Raw genomic sequence first — 18,872 nt, forward strand, 5'->3', positions numbered from 1 at the left:
GCAGCACTAAATAACAGCATTATTCAACATTAATATATGCACGTTAGGTGGCGTTGAAATTGTATATGCGCAAAATAATTTCAGAATAAGAGAGAAATGAGCAAATAGAATGGGAGAAGTGACCATAATTTCACTTGGTTCACTAACTATATTAATTGTCGAATTTTATGCCCTTGGCTAATGAGGGGGTAGACTCTGGTAATGACTGTATAGTAAAACAAAAAGGATCAGGGGCAGAGATAATTTATAGGCTGCTCGTACCCACTATGACGTATACATTACAAGGTGTTGCTGGTGAAGATGATAACGTCACTGGTGATCTGGATATCTATTCTTCTGACAATATTTAAATTATTGGTACTGGTGCTTATCAGACAATCATCCAGGCAGGTGAGATAGCAACTGACGTTTCAGTTGACCGAGTTTTCCATATTAAAAGAAACAGCGAAGGTATCTCTGGTGATGTGCTGCTATCAGGTGTGACGGTTAGACTCGGAGATGTGGGGGAGGATTATGCTGGTGGGGGGATTCTTGCCAGTGGTGGGAGCGGAACGCGCTTAACTATCAAACAATGTGTGATTACAGCCAACGAAGGTAAATGGGGAGGCGGCCTTTCTCACGAAACAATCGATGGCATTCTACACATTAAAAGTAGCTACTTTACTGATAATAAGACGACCAGATTTGGTGGCGGGGGCATCCGTCTCAGCGGTACTGATAGTACAACGACGATTAAAGGGAGTACGGTTTCGCGTAACGAGGGCATTTCTGAGAGGGGAGGGATTGAACACTTCAGCACAGGTGGCGATTTAACCATCCGCAATAGCTTAATTAGTAATAACACGGTTACGGAAGGGCACGGTGGCGGGATAAGTCACGACGGCAATGACGACGGTTCCTTAACTATTTACGGTAGTCGTATTCAGGGTGATTTTGCGGAAACGAGTGGTGGCGGTATGTTTGACGAATCTACAGGGGAAGATAATGTCATATCTTTAGTCGGTGTCAGTATAAAAGGTAATACCGCTAACGCGGGAGACGGCGGAGGGATCTTACAGTCTGAGGCAACCCTTAATGTTAAATTCAGTACGATTCGCAATAATACTGATGTCGGTGGTGAAGCACCCGACTGCAGTGGCACCTTAAATGCTAGGTATTTCGTACTTATTGGTGATCCAACAGGATGTACTATTATCGAATAAGTGAGGCTTTCTAATATTCCCCCTGATATTTTCAGGTTTTCTGTCTAACTCGCTTGTTGTATTCAATTTTTAAAATCCGCAGTGGAGACACTGCGGATTTTTATTTCCCTATCCTTCGCTACGTATTTTTAATGCTTCATAGACGGAAGGGATCTTCTCGTTGTAGATGCGTTTTGACGTAAATGTATAGAAACGGCTAACAAACCGTTTCTTTTTTGAGGGAGGAGGTGAAATATCCCTAAATAAGTTTATTGCGAATCTGAATTACCACAGCTTCAGCAATAATAACGACGGCAAAAATGCTGACTAATACCATTGCTACTTTTTGCCATTCAAATAAGTTCTGAGCATCATTCAAAATAACGCCTACACCACCGGCACCTACAAGCCCTAATACCGCAGACTCACGTACGTTTATATCCCAACGGAATAGTACAATTGAATAGAAGGCGGGCATTACCTGAGGCCAATAGCCTTTTAATAAAATACTTGCCGATGAAGCACCTGTTGCTTTTAATGCTTCAATGGGGCCCATATTTACTTCGGTAATGGCTTCTGCCAATAGTTTTCCGACAAAGCCAATACTTCGAATGGCAATGGCCATAATGCCGGCTAGCACGCCAGGACCAAATAGAGCAATAAAAAGTAAAGCCCAAACCAAAGAGTTGACCGAACGAGACGATACCAAAAAGAATTGAGCAATCCAGTTAAGCGTTTTACTCGGTGTAATATTGGGGGCATTCAGTAACGCTAACGGAATTGCAAAAATTAGCGTAAATAAGGTACCAAGTGTAGCGATATGCAGCGTTTCAATCATGGCTGCGTGAATAGATTCAGGATAAAACGCAAAATCTAATGGCACCATACGCTGAAACATATCGGCAAATTGAACGGGGGCGTCGTAAAGGAATTCAGGGATTACTTCAACGGTTTGCCAAGACCAAACAATCGCAGAAACTAAGCATAGGTAAATAGCAAATCGGGCAATGCGTTCGCTGGGTGTGAAGCGTTGCCATTCTTTATCGATGTGTGCCGTTGTCATTAGAAAATTCTCCTAACAATATTGGAAAGAAACTCACCGACTAAAATCAGTGCAATGATGGTGATTAAAATAGCCGCGACAAAATCATAATCAAACCGCTGAAAAGCAGAGAATAGTGTGCCACCTAAACCGCCAGCGCCTACAATGCCAACCATGGTGGAATTGCGTAAATTGGAGTCGAGTTGGTAACTTGCAAAGCCAATGAAACGGGTAAAGACTTGCGGCATAACAGCATATAAAATCACCGACATGAAACTGGCACCTGTTGCCCGAATTGCTTCAACGGGTTTAAATGAAATCTCTTCAATAGCTTCTGCAAACAGCTTAGCAATGAAGCCAATAGAGGCAAATACCAAAGTTAATATGCCGGCTAATGCACCAAACCCTACCGCTTTTACAAAAAGAATTGCGATGATAACGGGGTGGAAAGATCGACATAATGCGATAAAGCCACGAATTGGGATCGATACAATTGCAGGCATCATATTGCGCGCTGCCATTAGCCCAAGAAAAAGTGAAATTACAATGCCAAAGAAACTTGAGATGATCGCAATTTGTAGACTTTCAGCTAAACCGCTTAGCAGTAAACTTGTACGTGAAAAATCAGGTGGAAACATACGAGAAAGTAAACGTTCACTTTCTCCAAACCCGATAATCAATCGATCTAACGTTAGTCCTAACGTCGACATGCTATAAAATAGATAACCGATAATGGCTGCAAAAATGAGCCTGTTTACCCAAGACGTTTTAAACGGGGTTTCTTGGTTGGGTGTTGAGGTTAGTCCAGCCATGATTCGCCTCCATAGATCACTTTTAAATCTTCTTCTGTTATGCCTTCAGGACTACCGTCGTAGTGCACTTTTCCGTCACACATGCCGATGATGCGTTTAGCAAAACGTTTGGCTAAGTTCACGTCATGAATATTGACCAATACTGGAATGTTCTTCTGCTGAGCGAAAGTTTCCATTAACTCCATAATTTCAACTGCCGTTTTAGGGTCAAGTGACGATGTCGGCTCATCTGCTAGTAAAATATAAGGGTCTTGCATGACGGCGCGCGCAATACCCACCCGTTGCCTTTGACCGCCTGACAAGCTATCGGCACGTTGATTGGCGAAATCGGATAGTCCAACAAAACTTAAGAGTTCAAAGGCATTATTGAGATCTTCAGAGGAGTAATTTCGTCGCCAAGCATTCCAGGCACTTATGTAGCCCAGACGCCCACTTAACACATTTTCAATAACAGTTAGGCGCTCAACAAGGTTGTATTCTTGGAAAACCATACCAATATGCCTACGTTGTTTACGAAGCTCTTGTCCCTTTAATTTAGTGAGATCTTCACCATCAAAAAGTATTTCACCCTCAGTTGGATCATTAAGGCGGTTGATACAGCGAAGTAGGGTACTTTTACCTGTTCCTGAAGGGCCGATAATTGCGATGATACCGGGTTGGTCGATATCGATATTAATCCCTTTAAGGATTGGTTTACCTGCTACATATTGATGATAAAGATTGTTGATTTTTATTCCGTTACAGCTGGCTACGGTCATGCTACTTATCCCTGTACGAATATTTGAATGTTCTATGCCCTACCCGTGAGGGCATAGAATTATAGAGAGGTTAGATTTAGGTAATGGCTGGGTATTAACCAATCACTATTGGTTGCTGGCTTGTTTTGCTAGCAGGGCAGCTTTTTTCTTTGCACGTTTGGCGGCATCTTTTTCAGCAAGCTGTTTTAGACCTGCTTTTGTGTATGCCGTGCCGGTTGCATGGGCGATATCTCGAATGACACCCCATTCTTCTTTGTAAGTGATTGGTGCGAAGCGATCAGCACCTTTGAAGGTTGCGCTCATTTCTGGAGTGAAACGGTAGCTATAGAAAGCCTCTTGGATTTTTTCAACCAGCTCTGGTTTTAAGTTATGCGCGTAGCCAAAAGCGGATGTTGGAAAGCGTGGACTACGGTAGATTATCTTAAGTTCAGAGCCATCAACTCGACCAGCATCGACCATACGATCGTATACGTCAGATGCGACAGGTGCTGCGTCGTAGTCTCCATTGAATACACCGAGAATAGATTGGTCATGCTTACCTGAGTACAGCACTTTGTAATCTTCATCGGGTACTAAACCTTTGGCTGGGAAAAGTGCGCGTGGTGCAAGGTTGCCTGAATTTGAAGACGCTGATGTGTGAGCGACTTTTTTACCTTTGAGATCAGACATTGAGTTAATGCCGCTGTCTTTACGCACGATGGTGATCAGGTTATAGCCTTGAAAGCCATTTTCATCCCCTTTAACTGCAATGGGCACGTAACCTGCTAGGTTTACCGCATAACCTGTAGGACCGGTTGAGAAACCCGCCACATGAAGACGACCAGAACGCATGGCTTCTACTTGCGCAGAGTTTGAGTGTACGGTGTAGTAGATAACGCGTTTGCCTGTAATTTTACTTATATGTGCTTGGAAGTCGGCAAAAGCATCTTTGTAGAGTGCAGGATCTTCAACGGGTGTATAAGTAAATACAAGTGTACTTGGATCGCTCCACTCTTCGGGGTCTTTAGGTGAATCGGCCACTAAATCTTTATCTTCATCACAGTATCTATCGTCTAGTACACCACGACTAGAGCACTCACTTGCCATAGTGATTGATGGGATCAGTAGTGAGCTAGCGATTAACAGTCCTTTAACACTGATTTTCATATTCAAACCTTTTATTTACGTATTGTTAGAATCACTTTATCTATAGCAGGCTTTGTGCCAACTTTATTTTCATTTAAATTCAATGCTTTAATTTATTTCAGTTACTGTTGATTGAAGCTTGGGTCATTTGTGTCCAGTGATTAAATAGGGGGTTGGGTCATTTTTGTCTTGCCTTAAAATAAGTAAAAGAAAAGAGCTCGAAAGCTCTTTTTTAATTAAGTACGGCACCTATATGCCAAGGTAAAACGTTATTTAATATTCATGCAGTTTGCATAGTAGGTAACAGTTGCAGGCCAATCACTAAATACACCTAATACTTTAATATCTTGTGCAAGCACATCGAGCATTTTCATCATGTCGCCATCATTGTTGATACCTTCATTAACACTTTGATAATACCAACCGCCACCTTGAGCAAGTGGACCTGAACGTTCAAGAGTCCATGCGATAATGTCTAAATTAGCTTGTTTAGCAAGCTTGGCGTAATTAGAAGCAACCATTTCATTTTTATCGTTTAATTCGACTAAAGCAAAAAGTGGTGGCGCAATGATGTTGACCCCTGCCTCAGCGAGCGCTTTCATGTTTTCTTTTGATGCGACAAAATCTGTTTGTTCATAGACGCGATCATCCAGATAGACAGCTTGTTTACCAAAACTTGGGTTTTTCTCAATCCAATATTTGACGTCATCCAAATTGAAAGATTGCACGTAGCTGTCAGACGCTGGTATGCCTGCAGCTTTGAGTTCATCAATCAATTTTTGAGCATACATCTCTTGAGTGAAGCCATTAAATGGCATGTCAGCGGCGGCTGACTTCAATTCTGGTGTCACTTTTACGCCGTGTGCTTTGAACAATGCGGCACTTTCTGCATGAGTCATGAGCGTTCCGTTTTGAACGTACAGATCGGTGCGCCAAGCGGGTGTACCTTTCATATATTCTTCGACGGTTGTCGCTTTGGGGTTTGCACCATCCATTTTGCCTTTTAAGGTCTTAAATTCCGCCAGAGTGAAATCAGAGGTACGACATTCTGCTTTTGCTTCTTCACCCGTTGTCGCATTTGCTGGCGTAAACGGAGTGGTACATTTTTTCGCGAGATCGGGGTGGGCGAGTACATCGGTGGTGGTATGTAGATCGTTTTGTGAGTGTCGACAGACGAGCTCTTTGTCTTTCGTGAAGGTAACATCACATTCAACTACCCCCGCGCCCATTTCAATGGCAGCGAGATAAGACTCTTTAGTGTGCTCTGGAAATTGCATTGCAGCACCACGATGACCAATAGAAAAGTTGCTTCGATAAAATGGGTCTTCACTGCATTGTAATAACTTTGTTTTGAGTGGGCCATCATCCATGTTATTGACCAAATATAAGGGGCGAGGGCCTAAATTAGCGGATGGTTGAGCCCAAACAGTGATTGAGCTTAATCCTAGTATTAGAGCGATAGAACCCTTCAGTATTTGCTTCATTTTTATCTCCTTGCAATAAGCAATTATCGAAAATTATCCATTTTTCTGGTTGTGTAAATAAAACCAGTAACGGGTGACATTTCGTCACCACATGGGTAATTGCACGCATTGTGCCAAGTATTATATTTGTTAAATAACATGGCCTTATTGTAATTTGATGTTCTGGTTTATAGTTTGTGGGTCATTTGTGTCTCTGTTTTTATGAGTGTTAATGGTAATGAATGATGCAGCCCTATTGTGTTTTGAAACTGTCTTTATCGAGGTGGTGTTTTTTCATTTTCCGGTAGAGGGTTTTACGAGGTAAATTGAGTTTCGTTGACACCTCATTGATGTTACCCAATGTTTCGATGAGGGCTTCAGTCAGTACATTCCTTTCGTATTGTTCCATCTGTTTTTCGAAAGCAAAATCGTCGCCACAAGACTCAGCGATAGGTGTTTGTAAGTCGAAGCCATCTCCGACAATGCCCAGTACAAAGCGGTCTGCAACATTACGTAATTCACGGACATTTCCAGGCCAAGAGTGACGGCAGAGTTGTTGTATTTGTTCGGCATAAATAGTGGAAGGGCGTGTTTTATATTTCTGACTCGCTTGAATAACAAAATGTCGGAATAACAATTGGATGTCTTCTTTACGTTCTTGCAATGAAGGGAGGTGTAAGCTCGCAATATTGAGGCGATAAAAAAGGTCGGCACGAAATTCCCCCGATTCACTGAGGCTAGCAAGGTCAGCTTTACTGGCTGCAATAACAACCATATCAATAGGGATCAGCACATTACCGCCTACCCGCTCAATTACACGCTCTTGAATGACGCGCAACAGCTTAATTTGCACTGCAATAGGCATGCTTTCTATTTCATCAAGAAATAGAGTGCCACCATTGGCTTGTTCTAGTTTTCCTATACGCTTTTTATTCGCACTGGTAAATGATCCTGCTTCATGACCAAATAATTCACTTTCAATGATGCTCTCTGTCATTCCTCCACAGTTGATGGCGACAAAAGGTTTGTCTTTGCGGCGGCTAAAGGTATGTAACGCACGAGCAATGACTTCTTTTCCTGTGCCTGTTTCACCATTGATGATGGTATCTACACCGGTATGGGCAAGTGCCAATACTTGTTTGCGAATATTCTCAATGGATTTCGATTGGCCAATGATGGCGGCTTCTATAGGTATATCAGGTGTGGTATCTGTTGAAGATTGGGCTGTTTGGGTTTGTTGACTGTGCGTTAATGCGAGGTTCAGTTTACTAATTATTTCATCTGCATTGAGTGGTTTTTCAAGAAAATCGAAAGCACCTAGTTTGATTGCTTCTATCGCCATCGGAATATCACCATGTCCACTCATTAATAGGACTGGCACATTGGGTGCTCTGTGTTGAATGGCACTCAGTAATGTTAATCCATCAATCGCGGGCATCCGAACATCGCACAATACAACTGAACGACTATTTGGAGTGAGTGACTTCAAGCCCTGATTTGGATCGGTGAAGGCACTGACCCGAAAGCCTTCTAATTCCAGCATTTCACTTACGGCTTCTACAACGTCGAGTTCATCATCGATGAGTACAATGTGCTTGTCTAAAATCATGATTGTGTGCCTTGCTGTAGAGATACAATGAATTCTGTGCCTTGGTGTTGGATAGATTCGGCTCGAATCGATCCTCCAAAGTCTTTAATGATGTTATAGGCAATCGATAAGCCTAACCCTAAGCCTTTGCCTGATACTTTTCGGGTATAAAATGGATCGAATATATGCGGGATATCTTCAGTTGGGATCCCTGCGCCATTGTCTTTTACGATAATTTGAACCGTGGATAATGATTCACCAACCGCGATGGTTATTTGTGGGGTCGGATTGTGTTCGACAGCATCGATAGCATTGCTAATGAGATTGACCAACACTTGTTCTAACCGAATGCTGTTAGCACGAACCCAATAAGGCGCTTGGTTAGAGTAATTAATGACGATGTTATTGCGGCGGCTTTCAAATAATTCGATAGCATCTTGGATCACGCTAGCAAGTTCGACGTCTTCCATCTTTCCATCGCTTTTTCGTGAAAATGCTTTTAAGTGACGAGTGATGGCTGCTGTTTTATCTAATAACACATCTATTTTTTGTAAATTGATCAACGCTTTGTCGACTCTCTGTTTTTCTAGCCATCGCTGTGCACTACGAACATGGCTATTTACAGCGGTAAGTGGTTGATTGATTTCATGAGTAATACCAACACTCAGTTGCCCTAAAGCGGCTAATTTACCTGCTTGGATTAATTCATCTTGGGTAATTCTTAGCTTTTCTTCTGCTAATGTTCGTTCTCAACCTCGGCTTCTAATTTTCTATTGGTTTGCTTAACCACCTTGGCGGTTGTTTGGAATACGGTGAGGTACTTTGCCATTTGAGTCACTTCATCGTGGCCTCTAATCGCGACTTCAGTATCTAAATGACCCGTTGAAATAGCAAACATATTGTCTTTTAGATGAAGTAAGCGTTGCAGAATGTTTTTACGTACGTAGAACCATGAAATCGCAGCCGCTGCGACCACACTGAATATTGAAAGGAGTAAAGATAGGCGTTGATTATCCATTAAAGACTGCTGTGCTTGGCTGATCGACGTGTCGATATTACGGTTCATTTTTGCGGTGTTACTTTCTATTTGTACGATCAGTTGGTTGAGGTGTTTACGGCTATTTTGTAGGAAGTATTGCTCTTGATAGCGATGATCGAGCGTTTTGTTTTTAAGTGCATATAAACTGCTGCTACTTGACGCGAGGTTGTAGATGACGGTGAGCTGTTGATCAAGAGTTGGGTGATTTTGTTTAAGATTACCGATTGCCCAGAGTTTCCACCATTCCTCTCCGATTTGTTCTAGGCGATAGCTGGTGTAATCTAATTCATTAAAGCTGGAATCGTTATAGAGTTTTTCGACTAGCCCCAATTGGTAGTACAGCAAAGATTTGAGTTGCGCATATTGGATTTTATTTTTGCTGCTTTCTGATAGTTGGTCGAGGGAAGTACTGGCTTGTTTTAATAATGGATAAAACCCTTCGAGTAGATTTCGCAGTTCTTGATTAAAATGCTGAGATTCTATTTCACTCTGAAACAATAAACTGAGGCTATTGCTGACCTGTGCAATAAGATCTTTGTAATAAGAATGATATTCAGGAAAATGGATCATGATGTTATCCATGGTAAGGATAGCGTGTTCAATTTTTTCCATGGCTTGCTCACGTTCGATATTAGATTCTGCCTCACTGAGCTCAGAAGAGGTCGTAATGATAATTCGGACCATATCGTTCAATCGTGCGGCTTGCTCTAAGGCGGGAATATCACTCTCTTTTAAGGCGACTAAACGTTGATTTAAATCGTTGAAAGTAAAAGATGATATGCCAGAAAGGAACAACGTTGTCATCGACAGCATTGCGAGCGCCAATACAAGTCGAAGTTCAATTCCTTTCCATTTGAACATAGCTTTTCCCATGACAACCTATTTGCTATAAAGCAGAGAAACGAAGTTATCACAATATAAGTTGTTAACGATGTGTTAACATCTCATATTGTTAATCTAAATGATATTTTTATCGTTTATTCTTCAGGTTGATGTGTTCATACATTGCACACCGTAAAAATAGAATGCTGATTTCTTGAGGGGAATAGTGCTGTCTCTGTTGCTACTGGCTCTTTATCTTTAGATGTTTCGCGAATTGCCCTGGAGTGATTCCAATTGCTTTTTTGAAGTGGCGGTGTAGGTGGCTTTGATCATGAAAGCCAGCTTCTTGAGCGGCATCAGAGATTTTATGTCCTTGGCTAATGAGCTTTTTAGCCAATCGTAAACGAGATTGAATTTGATAAGCATGTGGCGGCAAACCAAAGGTTTTTTGGAATGAACGAACTAAGTGGAAAGGGCTTATTGAGGCTAATTGTGCCAATTCTTGCAAGGTAATATCAGCACTGGGGAAGTCATCTAAAAATTCTTTAACAAGAGCAAGTTGACGCTGGCTTTTTGGTGGTTCGCTCAGTGTTGTTCGACCTTTACCATGCTTACACATTAACTTTGTGAGCGCGCTATACAATAAGGTTTCGCGTAATAAACGGTTAGATGATTTTTCTAAGGTATCGAAAACTAAACGTAATTGATTAGCGAGTTCGAGATCGTAAACGACAGGATCAGAGAAGTAGGGCGCACTTGAGCATGGGGCGTTCAATTCTTTTCGTATTTGCTCAAACTGTGCAGGCAAAGGGTACATCGCCTTGTATGACCAACCTCCTTCAGCTGCTGAATGACCACTGTGAACATCATCGGCGTTAACCAATATAATACTGCCTTGGGGAGCAACATGGTTTCCCCCTGTTCGATAGAATTTTTGTGCGCCTTTTTCAATAACGCCAACGGTATAGCCTTCATGGCTATGGCGGGAAAAATTTTGATGATGGTACTGCGCATCCAAAACTTCTAAGCCACCGAGTTCATCTGCGAAGCGATAGGTCGCTTGTTCCTTGATGGCTGGCGATTTCTTGATACTGTCTTGTTGGCTTGTATTTTTTGACTCAGACACATCCACCGCCCAGTAAATTGAAAAAAGAAACACAGCGATAATTTGCTATGCCTTTCATCATAACCTACTCGGAAAACCTTTTTTTGTACAAAATTGCTCAAATGAATGCAGTGATAGCGGTTTGAGCCTCTGGAATATGCAGTACGCCAAGTTTTACTGCCGACGGTACATTTAAAGAGCCTTTTACTATTTCAATCAAGGCATCAATATCGCTAACGATGGTATCGTTGATGTTTGTTCCTGTTGGTATTTCATGCAGTAAAACGCTCGCTTTTCCTTCTTTGAACATCACTTTAAAGTAGTGCCCTTTACTGGATTCGAACACATAGAACTCAGTGTTTTCTTGTTGAGTTAAATCTTTTTTATTTAGTTTCATTTGCATTTGATAGAGCAGCATACTCAGCTTTTGGTTGTAGTTGCCACCTTGCGAAGCTGAAATGAAATTCGCATTTATAGCCTGATACATAGCGGCTTGCACCGAGAATGTTTTACTGGGTACATGAGTTAATGCACCTGAACCTAAACCGTCCATCACACAGGCGAAGCTCGTGCTGGGTAAGATCAATGATATTGCTAATAACAGCGGTTTGATTGTCCGTTTTTTTTGACCCGTGCTTGTTTCTTTATCAAAGAATGATATGGGAAGTAAACGCATTAAATATACCTCTGAATTAAATAAATAAGACATTGTTACATTAAAAAAAGCCACTTAGCGTTATTTACATCAATCGATACAGGGCTGAACTCTTGATGTGAGGGGCTCTATTAAGTGGCTAGTTTTTTCTGTCATTAGTTACCCATACTGTTTTTCAACGGTAATTTTATTGATTAACTAATGATATCGTTTAGGTTATGTATTAACGGTTGATCGGTGATTCTTGTGTTTTCGATTTACCGTAACTGTAGCCTGAGTGGTCTTGTGGCTCGATGATATTGAAGTAGGCTTCAAAATTATCTAAGTAGCCTGTCAGTTCACCCAGTTTGTCGAGTGTACCGTCGAATTCAACTTCGCCCGTTTTGATCAGCTCTTGCATCGTGGCTGTTTGGGTCAGTAGTTTAGTGAAAGCACTGCGATTCATCGTCAGTGAAAAATCAGGGTTAATAACGTCAAATCCTTCGATAGAGCTTAAGCGTCCGTTCTTTACTTCAACAGCGAACTTTTCATTATCATCTTTCACTATAAGGTTTGCGCGCATTTCAAAGCCCGCTTCAGCCGCTTTAGGGCCATTAAGTCGTACACCCATATAGTTTAAGAAGTCAGACGTTGGCATATTTTGAATCATATCGGCACTGGCTGTTTTGGTTGATGCGCCTTTACTAATACCATGGCGCAATTCATCAACCCCAACAAGGAATACGTTACGCTCACCCGATGACTCGCTTTGGTATCCTAGCTGTTCTAAACAGTCTGCCTGTAAAAAGCGAGCCTGTTTGTTGGTTGGCTCAGCAAATACCACCTTATTTACAATTTCGGCACACCAGCGGTACTCTCCTTTTTTAAAGGCTTTAAAACCCGCGTTCATGATGTTCTCTGTACCAAAGTCAGCCACATAACGATCGGCCGAATCTTTTGTGCTTAACGGTATCAACGTCGCAGGGTTCATATCAAAATAACCTAAGTATTTATTGATTACTGCTTTGGCATTACGGTGGTAACTGCCATGATAACCTCGTAAATACCATTCGTTAGATAGCGCATCTGGTACGTAGAATTCATCTTGAATATCGTTAATGTTGACACCGTGGTTAGCTAATCGAAGTGATTCATCGTGAATATAACCATACATATCGCGTTGCTTTTCAAGGAAATCGACAATGTTGTCATTGCCCCAACGCGGCCAAGTATGGGATGCAATTAGGGTCTCAGCATCATGACCAAACGAGTACAGCGCTTCGTTAATCACATCAGCCCATTGCAACGTATCGCGAACGAATGCACCACGCAGGGTGTACACATTATGTAATCCACCAACAGTGGTTTCTGCACCCCAATAGGTTTTGTATTCTGGTATATAGGTATTCATTTCTGATGGTGCTTCTGTTTCTGGTGCGTTTTGCATCACCATCTCTAGCCCATCGACTGTAATAGTTTCTATATCATCTTTGATTTCTTTGGTTGGGATGATCAGAGACAGCTCACCTGAGGCCACACTTTTACCGATAGCAGCATCAACTTGTCCTTGTGGCCCTTTATCAAGCGCGGTGCCGTATTGGTACAGTACACGGCGTGACATGGCAGTACCGGCTAAAATATTTTCAGAGATTGAATGTTTAGTGAAACCACGCGGTGCAATAATTTGTACTTTACCTTCGTTCACTTCTTGTTGAGAAACAATGCCTTTTACGCCACCGAAATGGTCTGCATGGGAGTGTGAATATACAACGGCTTTAATGGGTAGATTGCCGTCTTTTACATGTTTCTTAAAGAGAGTGTATGCGGCTTCTGCTGTTTCTGGAATCGTGAGAGGATCAAAAACAATCCATCCATTATCTGAACGGATAAATGTGATATTTGCAAGATCGTAACCACGTACTTGATATACGCCGTCACGTACTTCAAACAAACCATGCTTCATATTTAGAACGGCCTGACGCTGCATGCTTGGGTTGACAGTATCGAAGTCTTTTCCTTCAAGAAGGAAGTCGTAATTGCCTAACTCCCAAGCCACATTTTTACCATCTTTACTTATTATTTTGAGATTATCTTCACGAGCAATTAAACCTTTATCCGCGAGCTTAAAATCTTTTTTATCGGCGAAATTAAGCTTCTCTCTTAACGATTGATTAAATTCAGCTGTTGTCTCTGTTGCTGCTTTAGATTCTGCCGTGAATTCAGGTAGCGTGATTAGATTTGAATTTGCATATGAGAAAGGAGCTGCAATCGCAAGCGCTAACGGTAGTAGTTTAGTTTTCATGTCATCTCTCTTTAAATTAATGTAGCGATTCGAAAGGACCGTACTGTTTTTATGAGATGATTTTAAAAAAAACAGCTATATTGAACACTATAGTCAACGTATGTTTAAGTATTTACAATATGAATGGCTGTTTCTTTTTGCTCTTGGGTCAGTCGTAACTGCACTTATTATATTTACAATGTAAATAATGATGATAGTTCTCATGCAGTGTGAATAGTAGGGATACTGATGTCACAGAATAAACATTTTGATTTGAACCTGTTACGTGTTTTTTTAAGTGTATATAACACGTGCTCATTTACAAAAGCGGCAGAAGAGTTAGATCTTACTCAATCATCAGTGAGTAATGCGATTTTGCGTTTAAAGAAAACAGTCGGGGAAGAATTGTTTATCCGTGCTGGGCGTGGCATTCAACCGACAGCGGTAGCGAATCAGCTGTACCACCAACTCGAAAACTCCATGTTGAAAGTAGAGCAAACGGTGAATAGCTTTGAACAATTTGATCCATTACATACCGCACGAGAGTTTCATGTTTATGCGATTGAATCCGTGATACATATATTGCAACCGAGGCTAGATAAGTATCTAAAAGATTACGCCCCAACGATTATTTTTCATGAGCTACCTGCTCAAGAACAGCAAATGTATGATCAGTTGCAAGCTGAACAAATTGATGTTGTGCTTGATATTGTTCAACCTGATGTTGTCTCGTTATCGAGTGAGGCAATATTAAGTGAAAAAATGTGCTGCGTTGTAAGCCGTCATCATCCACGTATTAATGAAGTTCTATCGAAAGAGCAATTTCTTGAAGAGTCTCATGTTTTTTTCAATATGCGACGCTTTAATCTGACGATTGCTGATTATTTTACGTATGAGCGACTGCCTTACCGAAAGATGTATTGTGAGCATAGTTCACTCATGAGTATGCTAGCGACAACCGCACGCAGTGAAGCCATTTCAATGGCACCCTATTCATTAGCTAAACAATGTGAAGGTATGTTTGAATTGAGGCTAATTGATTCTCCTTATAAAACGAAACCAATCAATATTTTTATGGTGTGGCCTTCTCGTTTAAAAAATAATACCTCGCATACTTGGTTACGAGAAGCGATATTGACGGTTTCGAAAGAATTGAAGAGTCACTGATTTACAGTGATGGTACGTTGGCTTGTTATCGTTCATTGTAAAAGCTCCTATTATCAAGGAGCTTTTATTGAATGACGAACAAAGCGGTTTAGAATGTATATGCCAAGCGGTAGATCAAAATGTCACCATACCCATCAGCGCCTAACTTGTTATGATAATAACGGTACATGATCGTTGTATTAATATTATTCGTGATATTCCATCCTAAATTCAAACCACCATTAAGACCTGTACTTCCATTGTTATTAGTTGCGTAATCGTCAGCACGGAATAATTCAATTTCATTCCAATTGGCCAATAGTAAGTCTTCACCCATAAACTCAAATACATAACCAGCACTCCAACCAACCGTTGCGCCATTAAATCCGTTAAAATCTGTAATTACATTAAAGTCATTTTTAACGTTGGTATAATTAGCAGCAACCCAAGGTGTAAACCACCAACCATCACCACCAATATCGGTATATCCGAAGCCTAAAAAGCTATTTGTCTCTTTTCTATTGTTCTAAATTTTTCTGCTTTATTAACTTCGATTAATCTAGTGCCACCAAAGAACAGATCAACAATTCCTTTTTCTTTTGATAAGTCACGCCGAACTGTTCTTTCGTTTACATCAAATGTATCGCGTTCTCTTATCGCGTTTTGTGTATATGTGAAACAATTGTGCTTTGAGAAGTAGATCTTGAAAGTGATGAGAAGAGAGCTATTCATGATTCTTCGCTGGCTGCAATTCGCTTAAATACCCCAGTATAGTATTTATCGTTAATGTCATCTTTACCTATGAAAATGAATTGGTCTTGATCGAGAAAGCGAATTGAGACTAAAGATGCTTTTTTTATCTTAATAACGGAAGGTATGACTTGTAATTCATTATTTATGTAACAGGTGGACTCTTGTAAATCTAACAGAATTCTTTTCTCAGATTTTTTTTCATGTTGGTAACGATAAGTGGTTTGACAGATGTAATTATTTATATTGCTCTTCGTATTTTTATCCCATTCCCTCTTAATCATAGAAATGACCATTTTTTTATTTGTTATATCAGCAAAGTGTTTGGTTGTTTTTATAACGTTTTTTCTTTCTGTAATTGTGATGGCAAGCCATCGCCCCATTAACGTTGGAGAGTTATTTTTTGAGATTATCTTGAACGTTAATATTATAGTTGAGATTAATAATATTAACGTAATGATAGGTAATACTAAATTTCTATGCAATGTAAAATCTCTTTAGATGCATCATAGCGGCAGTGATATTCATTAAGCCCAGATGATATTTCAATTGAAAGGCTGTTATCTATATTCTTCAGACGTAAGGAGTTATAAGAAAATTCATAGTGCCCATAAGGAGAGTAATGATCGTCAGATACGAAAAGATTGAGAAATAAAAGTATTAATACCAACATAGTTAATATGGCTATTGGGTAGTACAGCGTTTTTGATGAATTAGGCTTAAACGCCCAAGATGTAGAATCGAGCATGCTATTAGCTTGTGTGTTGTCAGTAGGTATAGTTTGTGCTCTGTTTGTGCTCTCACATTCAATGTGAATATTTTCAGTTCTGATTGTCAGGCGATACCCTCTGCAAGGTGTATTTATGATCAACGTTTTGGCATCGTCACGAATAGCTTTGCGTAAGCGCTTAATAAGCTGAGTGACGCTCTCGCCACAGATATGCCCAGAGGGCCATATTTCATCAATGATTTGCTGTTTTGTCACATAGTTAGGTGACCCCTTCATTAAAAGAAAAAAGAGATCGCTTTCTTTACGTGTTAGATGCTGTTTATAGCCACCTATATGTATTTCATTTGTATTTTTATCAATAAAAATTTTGTTATTATTGATTTCATTTGGGTTCATAAAAGCTACGTCAATTGGTAAGTATTGAGTGTGTTGATGTAAGTTTTGTTATTATAATTCGTGTAAATAATGGATGGCGACAGTCTTGATAAATATAACTCATGTTTTTTTATAAAAAAAATTAATCTTCCTATATATGTTTGATATTGCTTCCAATTAACTTTTTCAGATTTTTAGCGTATCTCGTTTTTAGAAAGTGTCATATAAGCATGCCAAATAACCGTCATTTTATTAATGAATGAGTGGCGTTTAAATGTTGAGGTTCTACTCTAAATTTATGGTGATGCAAAAGGTTAAATATTTATTTTACCATCAATCATGTTGTTTATATAAATGAATCGGTGTAGCTGTCATATTGAACTTTGACGTTATTACCTTTATGGCACTTGCAAATTTTGTGTTGAGGGTTAGGTTTAATGATCTAACCATAGTTTAGCTAGTGAGCGGGTTGTCTTAATGATTCCGTGTTGAACACTCAATTAGTTTCAGTAATCAATTCACTTACGTAATAGGTGGGTTAACGGCTTAATTGGACGGGATAAAGCTGTCGCTCGCTCAATTTATTGGTGAGCGAGCGGCAGTATAGCGTCGAGGTTAAGATTATCGAGGTGAAAGGACTACTGTGAGCGAACCATATTTGCATTAGCGATCTGTACTGAATGCTTTTGACTGCTATGTTGAATATCTCTCCATAAAAGAGGTGCAACAATTAGAGTCAGCACAATATTTGAAATTGGTACAGAAAGCCAAATACCATCTACGCCTAACCATTGTGGTAAAAAATACAAAAATGGCAACTGGATCAGCATATTACCGATCGAGATTGCGAGCGCTTTACCACCTTGATTGACGGCCATAAAATACACCGAAGCTAAGAAAATAAAGCCATCAAGATACAAAGCAAACAAGTGTAAACGTAAACCATTTTGGGTTTCTGCAAGCAACAATGGGTCATTTTTACTGAACAAGCTAATAACTGTTTCTGGGTACAAATTTAATAGTGCAACAGAAACAACACCAGAAATCAGAATGATTTTTAATGCCAGCATCACTGTTGCTTTAATTTTGTCTATTTGTTTAGAACCAAAATAATAGCTTACTGGTGGCTGCATACCACCTGCAATACCTTCTGCAATTAGATAATACATGGTACCCAAATAACCAATAATGGCAAAAGCGCCAACATGTATAGAAGAGCCATAAACCATGAAAAGCTTATTGTGTAATGCGACAATGAAGCTAAAGTACAAAAACATAAATAAGCTCGATGCTCCGAGTGTTACCGCTTTCGAAGCAATTGAAAAATTGAGGGTTAGTTTATTTATTTTTATCTGAGAACGTGCCGAGAAAAAATATCCCACCCCAATAATAAAGACGGTAAGTTGCGAAATAACTGTCGCGATTGCGGCACCTTTTAAACCGAGATCAAATAATCCAATAAATAGATAATCTAGGATTATGTTCATCACCGCGCCAAGAATCATTAATCCAGTAGCAAAGTTAGGGCTATCGTCATTGCGAATAAGCATTGGCAATGCGCCTGCGGCTATAGTGAAACCCGCTCCCCAAGTGAATACATTAATGTAATCGAGGCTGAAGTTGAGCGTATTACCAACAGCGCCTTGTGCTGTGAGTAATGTTGTACCAAAGTAATGAATCAATAGCATGGATAAAGCACCAAATAGCGCAATTAACCAAAGACTGCTAGACAATGTTTGTTGTGCTTTAGCATTGTTGCCTTCGCCACGATAAATTGAGAGTAAGCTACCAGCACCCATGCCGATCATGATGCCTAAACCCGCAATAATACCAATAATTGGCCACGCGATATTAATCCCCGCAAGACCTTCATAGCCCACGTAATGACCAACAAAAATACCGTCGATAACCTGATATAAGCCATTTACAACCATCGCAGCGATAGAAGGGATAGCATAGCGCCAAAAGGTACGGGCAATGGATTCGTTAGAATCGATAGTAATTGTATTGTCTTGCATAGC

At 40.3% G+C, this 18,872-nt stretch carries 16 protein-coding genes and 1 pseudogene; 2 read left to right on the forward strand and 15 right to left on the reverse strand.

The genetic code is table 11. The annotated features are described in order from the left end of the window. Positions 1–464 precede the first annotated feature (464 nt). Positions 465–1,202: a right-handed parallel beta-helix repeat-containing protein gene (locus C9J48_RS08765; protein WP_006228579.1), complete on the forward strand. Its 738-nt coding sequence runs from the start codon at positions 465–467 to the stop codon at positions 1,200–1,202. A gap of 238 nt (positions 1,203–1,440) precedes the next feature. Here the strand turns inward: C9J48_RS08765 and phnE (C9J48_RS08770) are convergent, their stop codons facing one another. The 10 genes and pseudogenes from phnE (C9J48_RS08770) to C9J48_RS08815 form a co-directional block, all read right to left on the reverse strand. After that, positions 1,441–2,244, reverse strand: a complete 804-nt coding sequence (gene phnE, locus C9J48_RS08770) for a phosphonate ABC transporter, permease protein PhnE (protein ID WP_006228578.1) — start codon at positions 2,242–2,244, stop codon at positions 1,441–1,443. Then, the gene (gene phnE / locus C9J48_RS08775) at positions 2,244–3,035 is read right to left on the reverse strand and encodes a phosphonate ABC transporter, permease protein PhnE (protein WP_006228577.1); all 792 of its coding nucleotides are present in this window, start codon (positions 3,033–3,035) and stop codon (positions 2,244–2,246) included. Before phnE (C9J48_RS08775) ends, phnE (C9J48_RS08770) begins: the two co-directional genes overlap by 1 nt. Continuing rightward, positions 3,023–3,793 (reverse strand): phosphonate ABC transporter ATP-binding protein, encoded by a 771-nt coding sequence (phnC, locus tag C9J48_RS08780; RefSeq protein WP_006228576.1) that lies wholly within the window; start codon positions 3,791–3,793, stop codon positions 3,023–3,025. The genes phnE (C9J48_RS08775) and phnC overlap by 13 nt, the downstream gene beginning before the upstream one ends. Positions 3,794–3,898: 105 nt before the next feature. Beyond that, on the reverse strand, positions 3,899–4,939 hold the full coding sequence (gene phnD / locus C9J48_RS08785) for a phosphate/phosphite/phosphonate ABC transporter substrate-binding protein (RefSeq protein WP_006228575.1): 1,041 nt from the start codon (positions 4,937–4,939) through the stop codon (positions 3,899–3,901). Between the two features lie 248 nt (positions 4,940–5,187). After that, the gene (locus C9J48_RS08790; protein ID WP_006228574.1) at positions 5,188–6,402 is read right to left on the reverse strand and encodes a glycerophosphodiester phosphodiesterase family protein; all 1,215 of its coding nucleotides are present in this window, start codon (positions 6,400–6,402) and stop codon (positions 5,188–5,190) included. A gap of 232 nt (positions 6,403–6,634) precedes the next feature. Next, on the reverse strand, positions 6,635–7,990 hold the full coding sequence (locus tag C9J48_RS08795) for a sigma-54-dependent transcriptional regulator (protein WP_006228573.1): 1,356 nt from the start codon (positions 7,988–7,990) through the stop codon (positions 6,635–6,637). Next, a pseudogene (locus tag C9J48_RS08800) lies at positions 7,987–9,866 on the reverse strand (sensor histidine kinase); the annotation flags it as partial. The gene C9J48_RS08795 and the pseudogene C9J48_RS08800, both read right to left, overlap by 4 nt. Before the next feature lie 205 nt (positions 9,867–10,071). Further along, entirely contained in the window at positions 10,072–10,920 is an 849-nt protein-coding gene (locus C9J48_RS08805) for an AraC family transcriptional regulator (RefSeq protein WP_036802815.1), read from the reverse strand. Positions 10,921–11,053: 133 nt separating this feature from the next. Then, positions 11,054–11,611: a hypothetical protein gene (locus C9J48_RS08810; RefSeq protein WP_006228569.1), complete on the reverse strand. Its 558-nt coding sequence runs from the start codon at positions 11,609–11,611 to the stop codon at positions 11,054–11,056. Positions 11,612–11,813: 202 nt separating this feature from the next. Continuing rightward, the gene (locus C9J48_RS08815; protein ID WP_006228568.1) at positions 11,814–13,871 is read right to left on the reverse strand and encodes an alkyl/aryl-sulfatase; all 2,058 of its coding nucleotides are present in this window, start codon (positions 13,869–13,871) and stop codon (positions 11,814–11,816) included. Between the two features lie 228 nt (positions 13,872–14,099). Here C9J48_RS08815 and C9J48_RS08820 point away from each other — a divergent pair, with 228 nt between their 5' ends. After that, entirely contained in the window at positions 14,100–15,017 is a 918-nt protein-coding gene (locus C9J48_RS08820) for a LysR family transcriptional regulator (protein ID WP_006228567.1), read from the forward strand. A gap of 88 nt (positions 15,018–15,105) precedes the next feature. Here C9J48_RS08820 and C9J48_RS08825 read toward each other — a convergent pair whose 3' ends face one another. From C9J48_RS08825 to C9J48_RS08845, 5 genes are all read right to left on the reverse strand, one after another. After that, a complete protein-coding gene (locus C9J48_RS08825) occupies positions 15,106–15,474 on the reverse strand; it encodes an outer membrane protein OmpK (RefSeq protein ID WP_081450066.1) in 369 nt (122 codons plus the stop codon). A 17-nt stretch (positions 15,475–15,491) separates the two neighbouring features. Beyond that, complete coding sequence (locus C9J48_RS08830) at positions 15,492–15,728, reverse strand: hypothetical protein (RefSeq protein WP_006228565.1); 237 nt, start codon at positions 15,726–15,728, stop codon at positions 15,492–15,494. Next, positions 15,725–16,231, reverse strand: coding sequence for a hypothetical protein (locus C9J48_RS08835; protein ID WP_036802432.1), 507 nt, complete (start codon positions 16,229–16,231; stop codon positions 15,725–15,727). The genes C9J48_RS08830 and C9J48_RS08835 overlap by 4 nt, the downstream gene beginning before the upstream one ends. Then, a complete protein-coding gene (locus C9J48_RS08840; protein WP_006228563.1) occupies positions 16,216–16,872 on the reverse strand; it encodes a winged helix-turn-helix domain-containing protein in 657 nt (218 codons plus the stop codon). The genes C9J48_RS08835 and C9J48_RS08840 overlap by 16 nt, the downstream gene beginning before the upstream one ends. 617 nt (positions 16,873–17,489) lie before the next feature. After that, positions 17,490–18,869: an MATE family efflux transporter gene (locus C9J48_RS08845; RefSeq protein ID WP_006228562.1), complete on the reverse strand. Its 1,380-nt coding sequence runs from the start codon at positions 18,867–18,869 to the stop codon at positions 17,490–17,492. Positions 18,870–18,872: the final 3 nt, after the last annotated feature.

This window comes from Photobacterium profundum, from assembly GCF_003026285.1.
Classification (GTDB): Bacteria; Pseudomonadota; Gammaproteobacteria; order Enterobacterales; family Vibrionaceae; genus Photobacterium; species Photobacterium profundum.

Excerpts from the sequence above, each read along its gene's own strand:
- phnE (WP_006228578.1), bottom strand. The coding sequence starts at position 2,244 with ATGACAACGGCACACATCGATAAAGAATGGCAACGCTTCACACCCAGC.
- phnE (WP_006228577.1), bottom strand. The coding sequence starts at position 3,035 with ATGGCTGGACTAACCTCAACACCCAACCAAGAAACCCCGTTTAAAACG.
- phnC (WP_006228576.1), bottom strand. The coding sequence starts at position 3,793 with ATGACCGTAGCCAGCTGTAACGGAATAAAAATCAACAATCTTTATCAT.
- phnD (WP_006228575.1), bottom strand. The coding sequence starts at position 4,939 with ATGAAAATCAGTGTTAAAGGACTGTTAATCGCTAGCTCACTACTGATC.
- C9J48_RS08790 (WP_006228574.1), bottom strand. The coding sequence starts at position 6,402 with ATGAAGCAAATACTGAAGGGTTCTATCGCTCTAATACTAGGATTAAGC.
- C9J48_RS08795 (WP_006228573.1), bottom strand. The coding sequence starts at position 7,990 with ATGATTTTAGACAAGCACATTGTACTCATCGATGATGAACTCGACGTT.
- C9J48_RS08810 (WP_006228569.1), bottom strand. The coding sequence starts at position 11,611 with ATGCGTTTACTTCCCATATCATTCTTTGATAAAGAAACAAGCACGGGT.
- C9J48_RS08815 (WP_006228568.1), bottom strand. The coding sequence starts at position 13,871 with ATGAAAACTAAACTACTACCGTTAGCGCTTGCGATTGCAGCTCCTTTC.
- C9J48_RS08820 (WP_006228567.1), top strand. The coding sequence starts at position 14,100 with ATGTCACAGAATAAACATTTTGATTTGAACCTGTTACGTGTTTTTTTA.
- C9J48_RS08830 (WP_006228565.1), bottom strand. The coding sequence starts at position 15,728 with ATGAATAGCTCTCTTCTCATCACTTTCAAGATCTACTTCTCAAAGCAC.
- C9J48_RS08840 (WP_006228563.1), bottom strand. The coding sequence starts at position 16,872 with ATGAACCCAAATGAAATCAATAATAACAAAATTTTTATTGATAAAAAT.
- C9J48_RS08845 (WP_006228562.1), bottom strand. The coding sequence starts at position 18,869 with ATGCAAGACAATACAATTACTATCGATTCTAACGAATCCATTGCCCGT.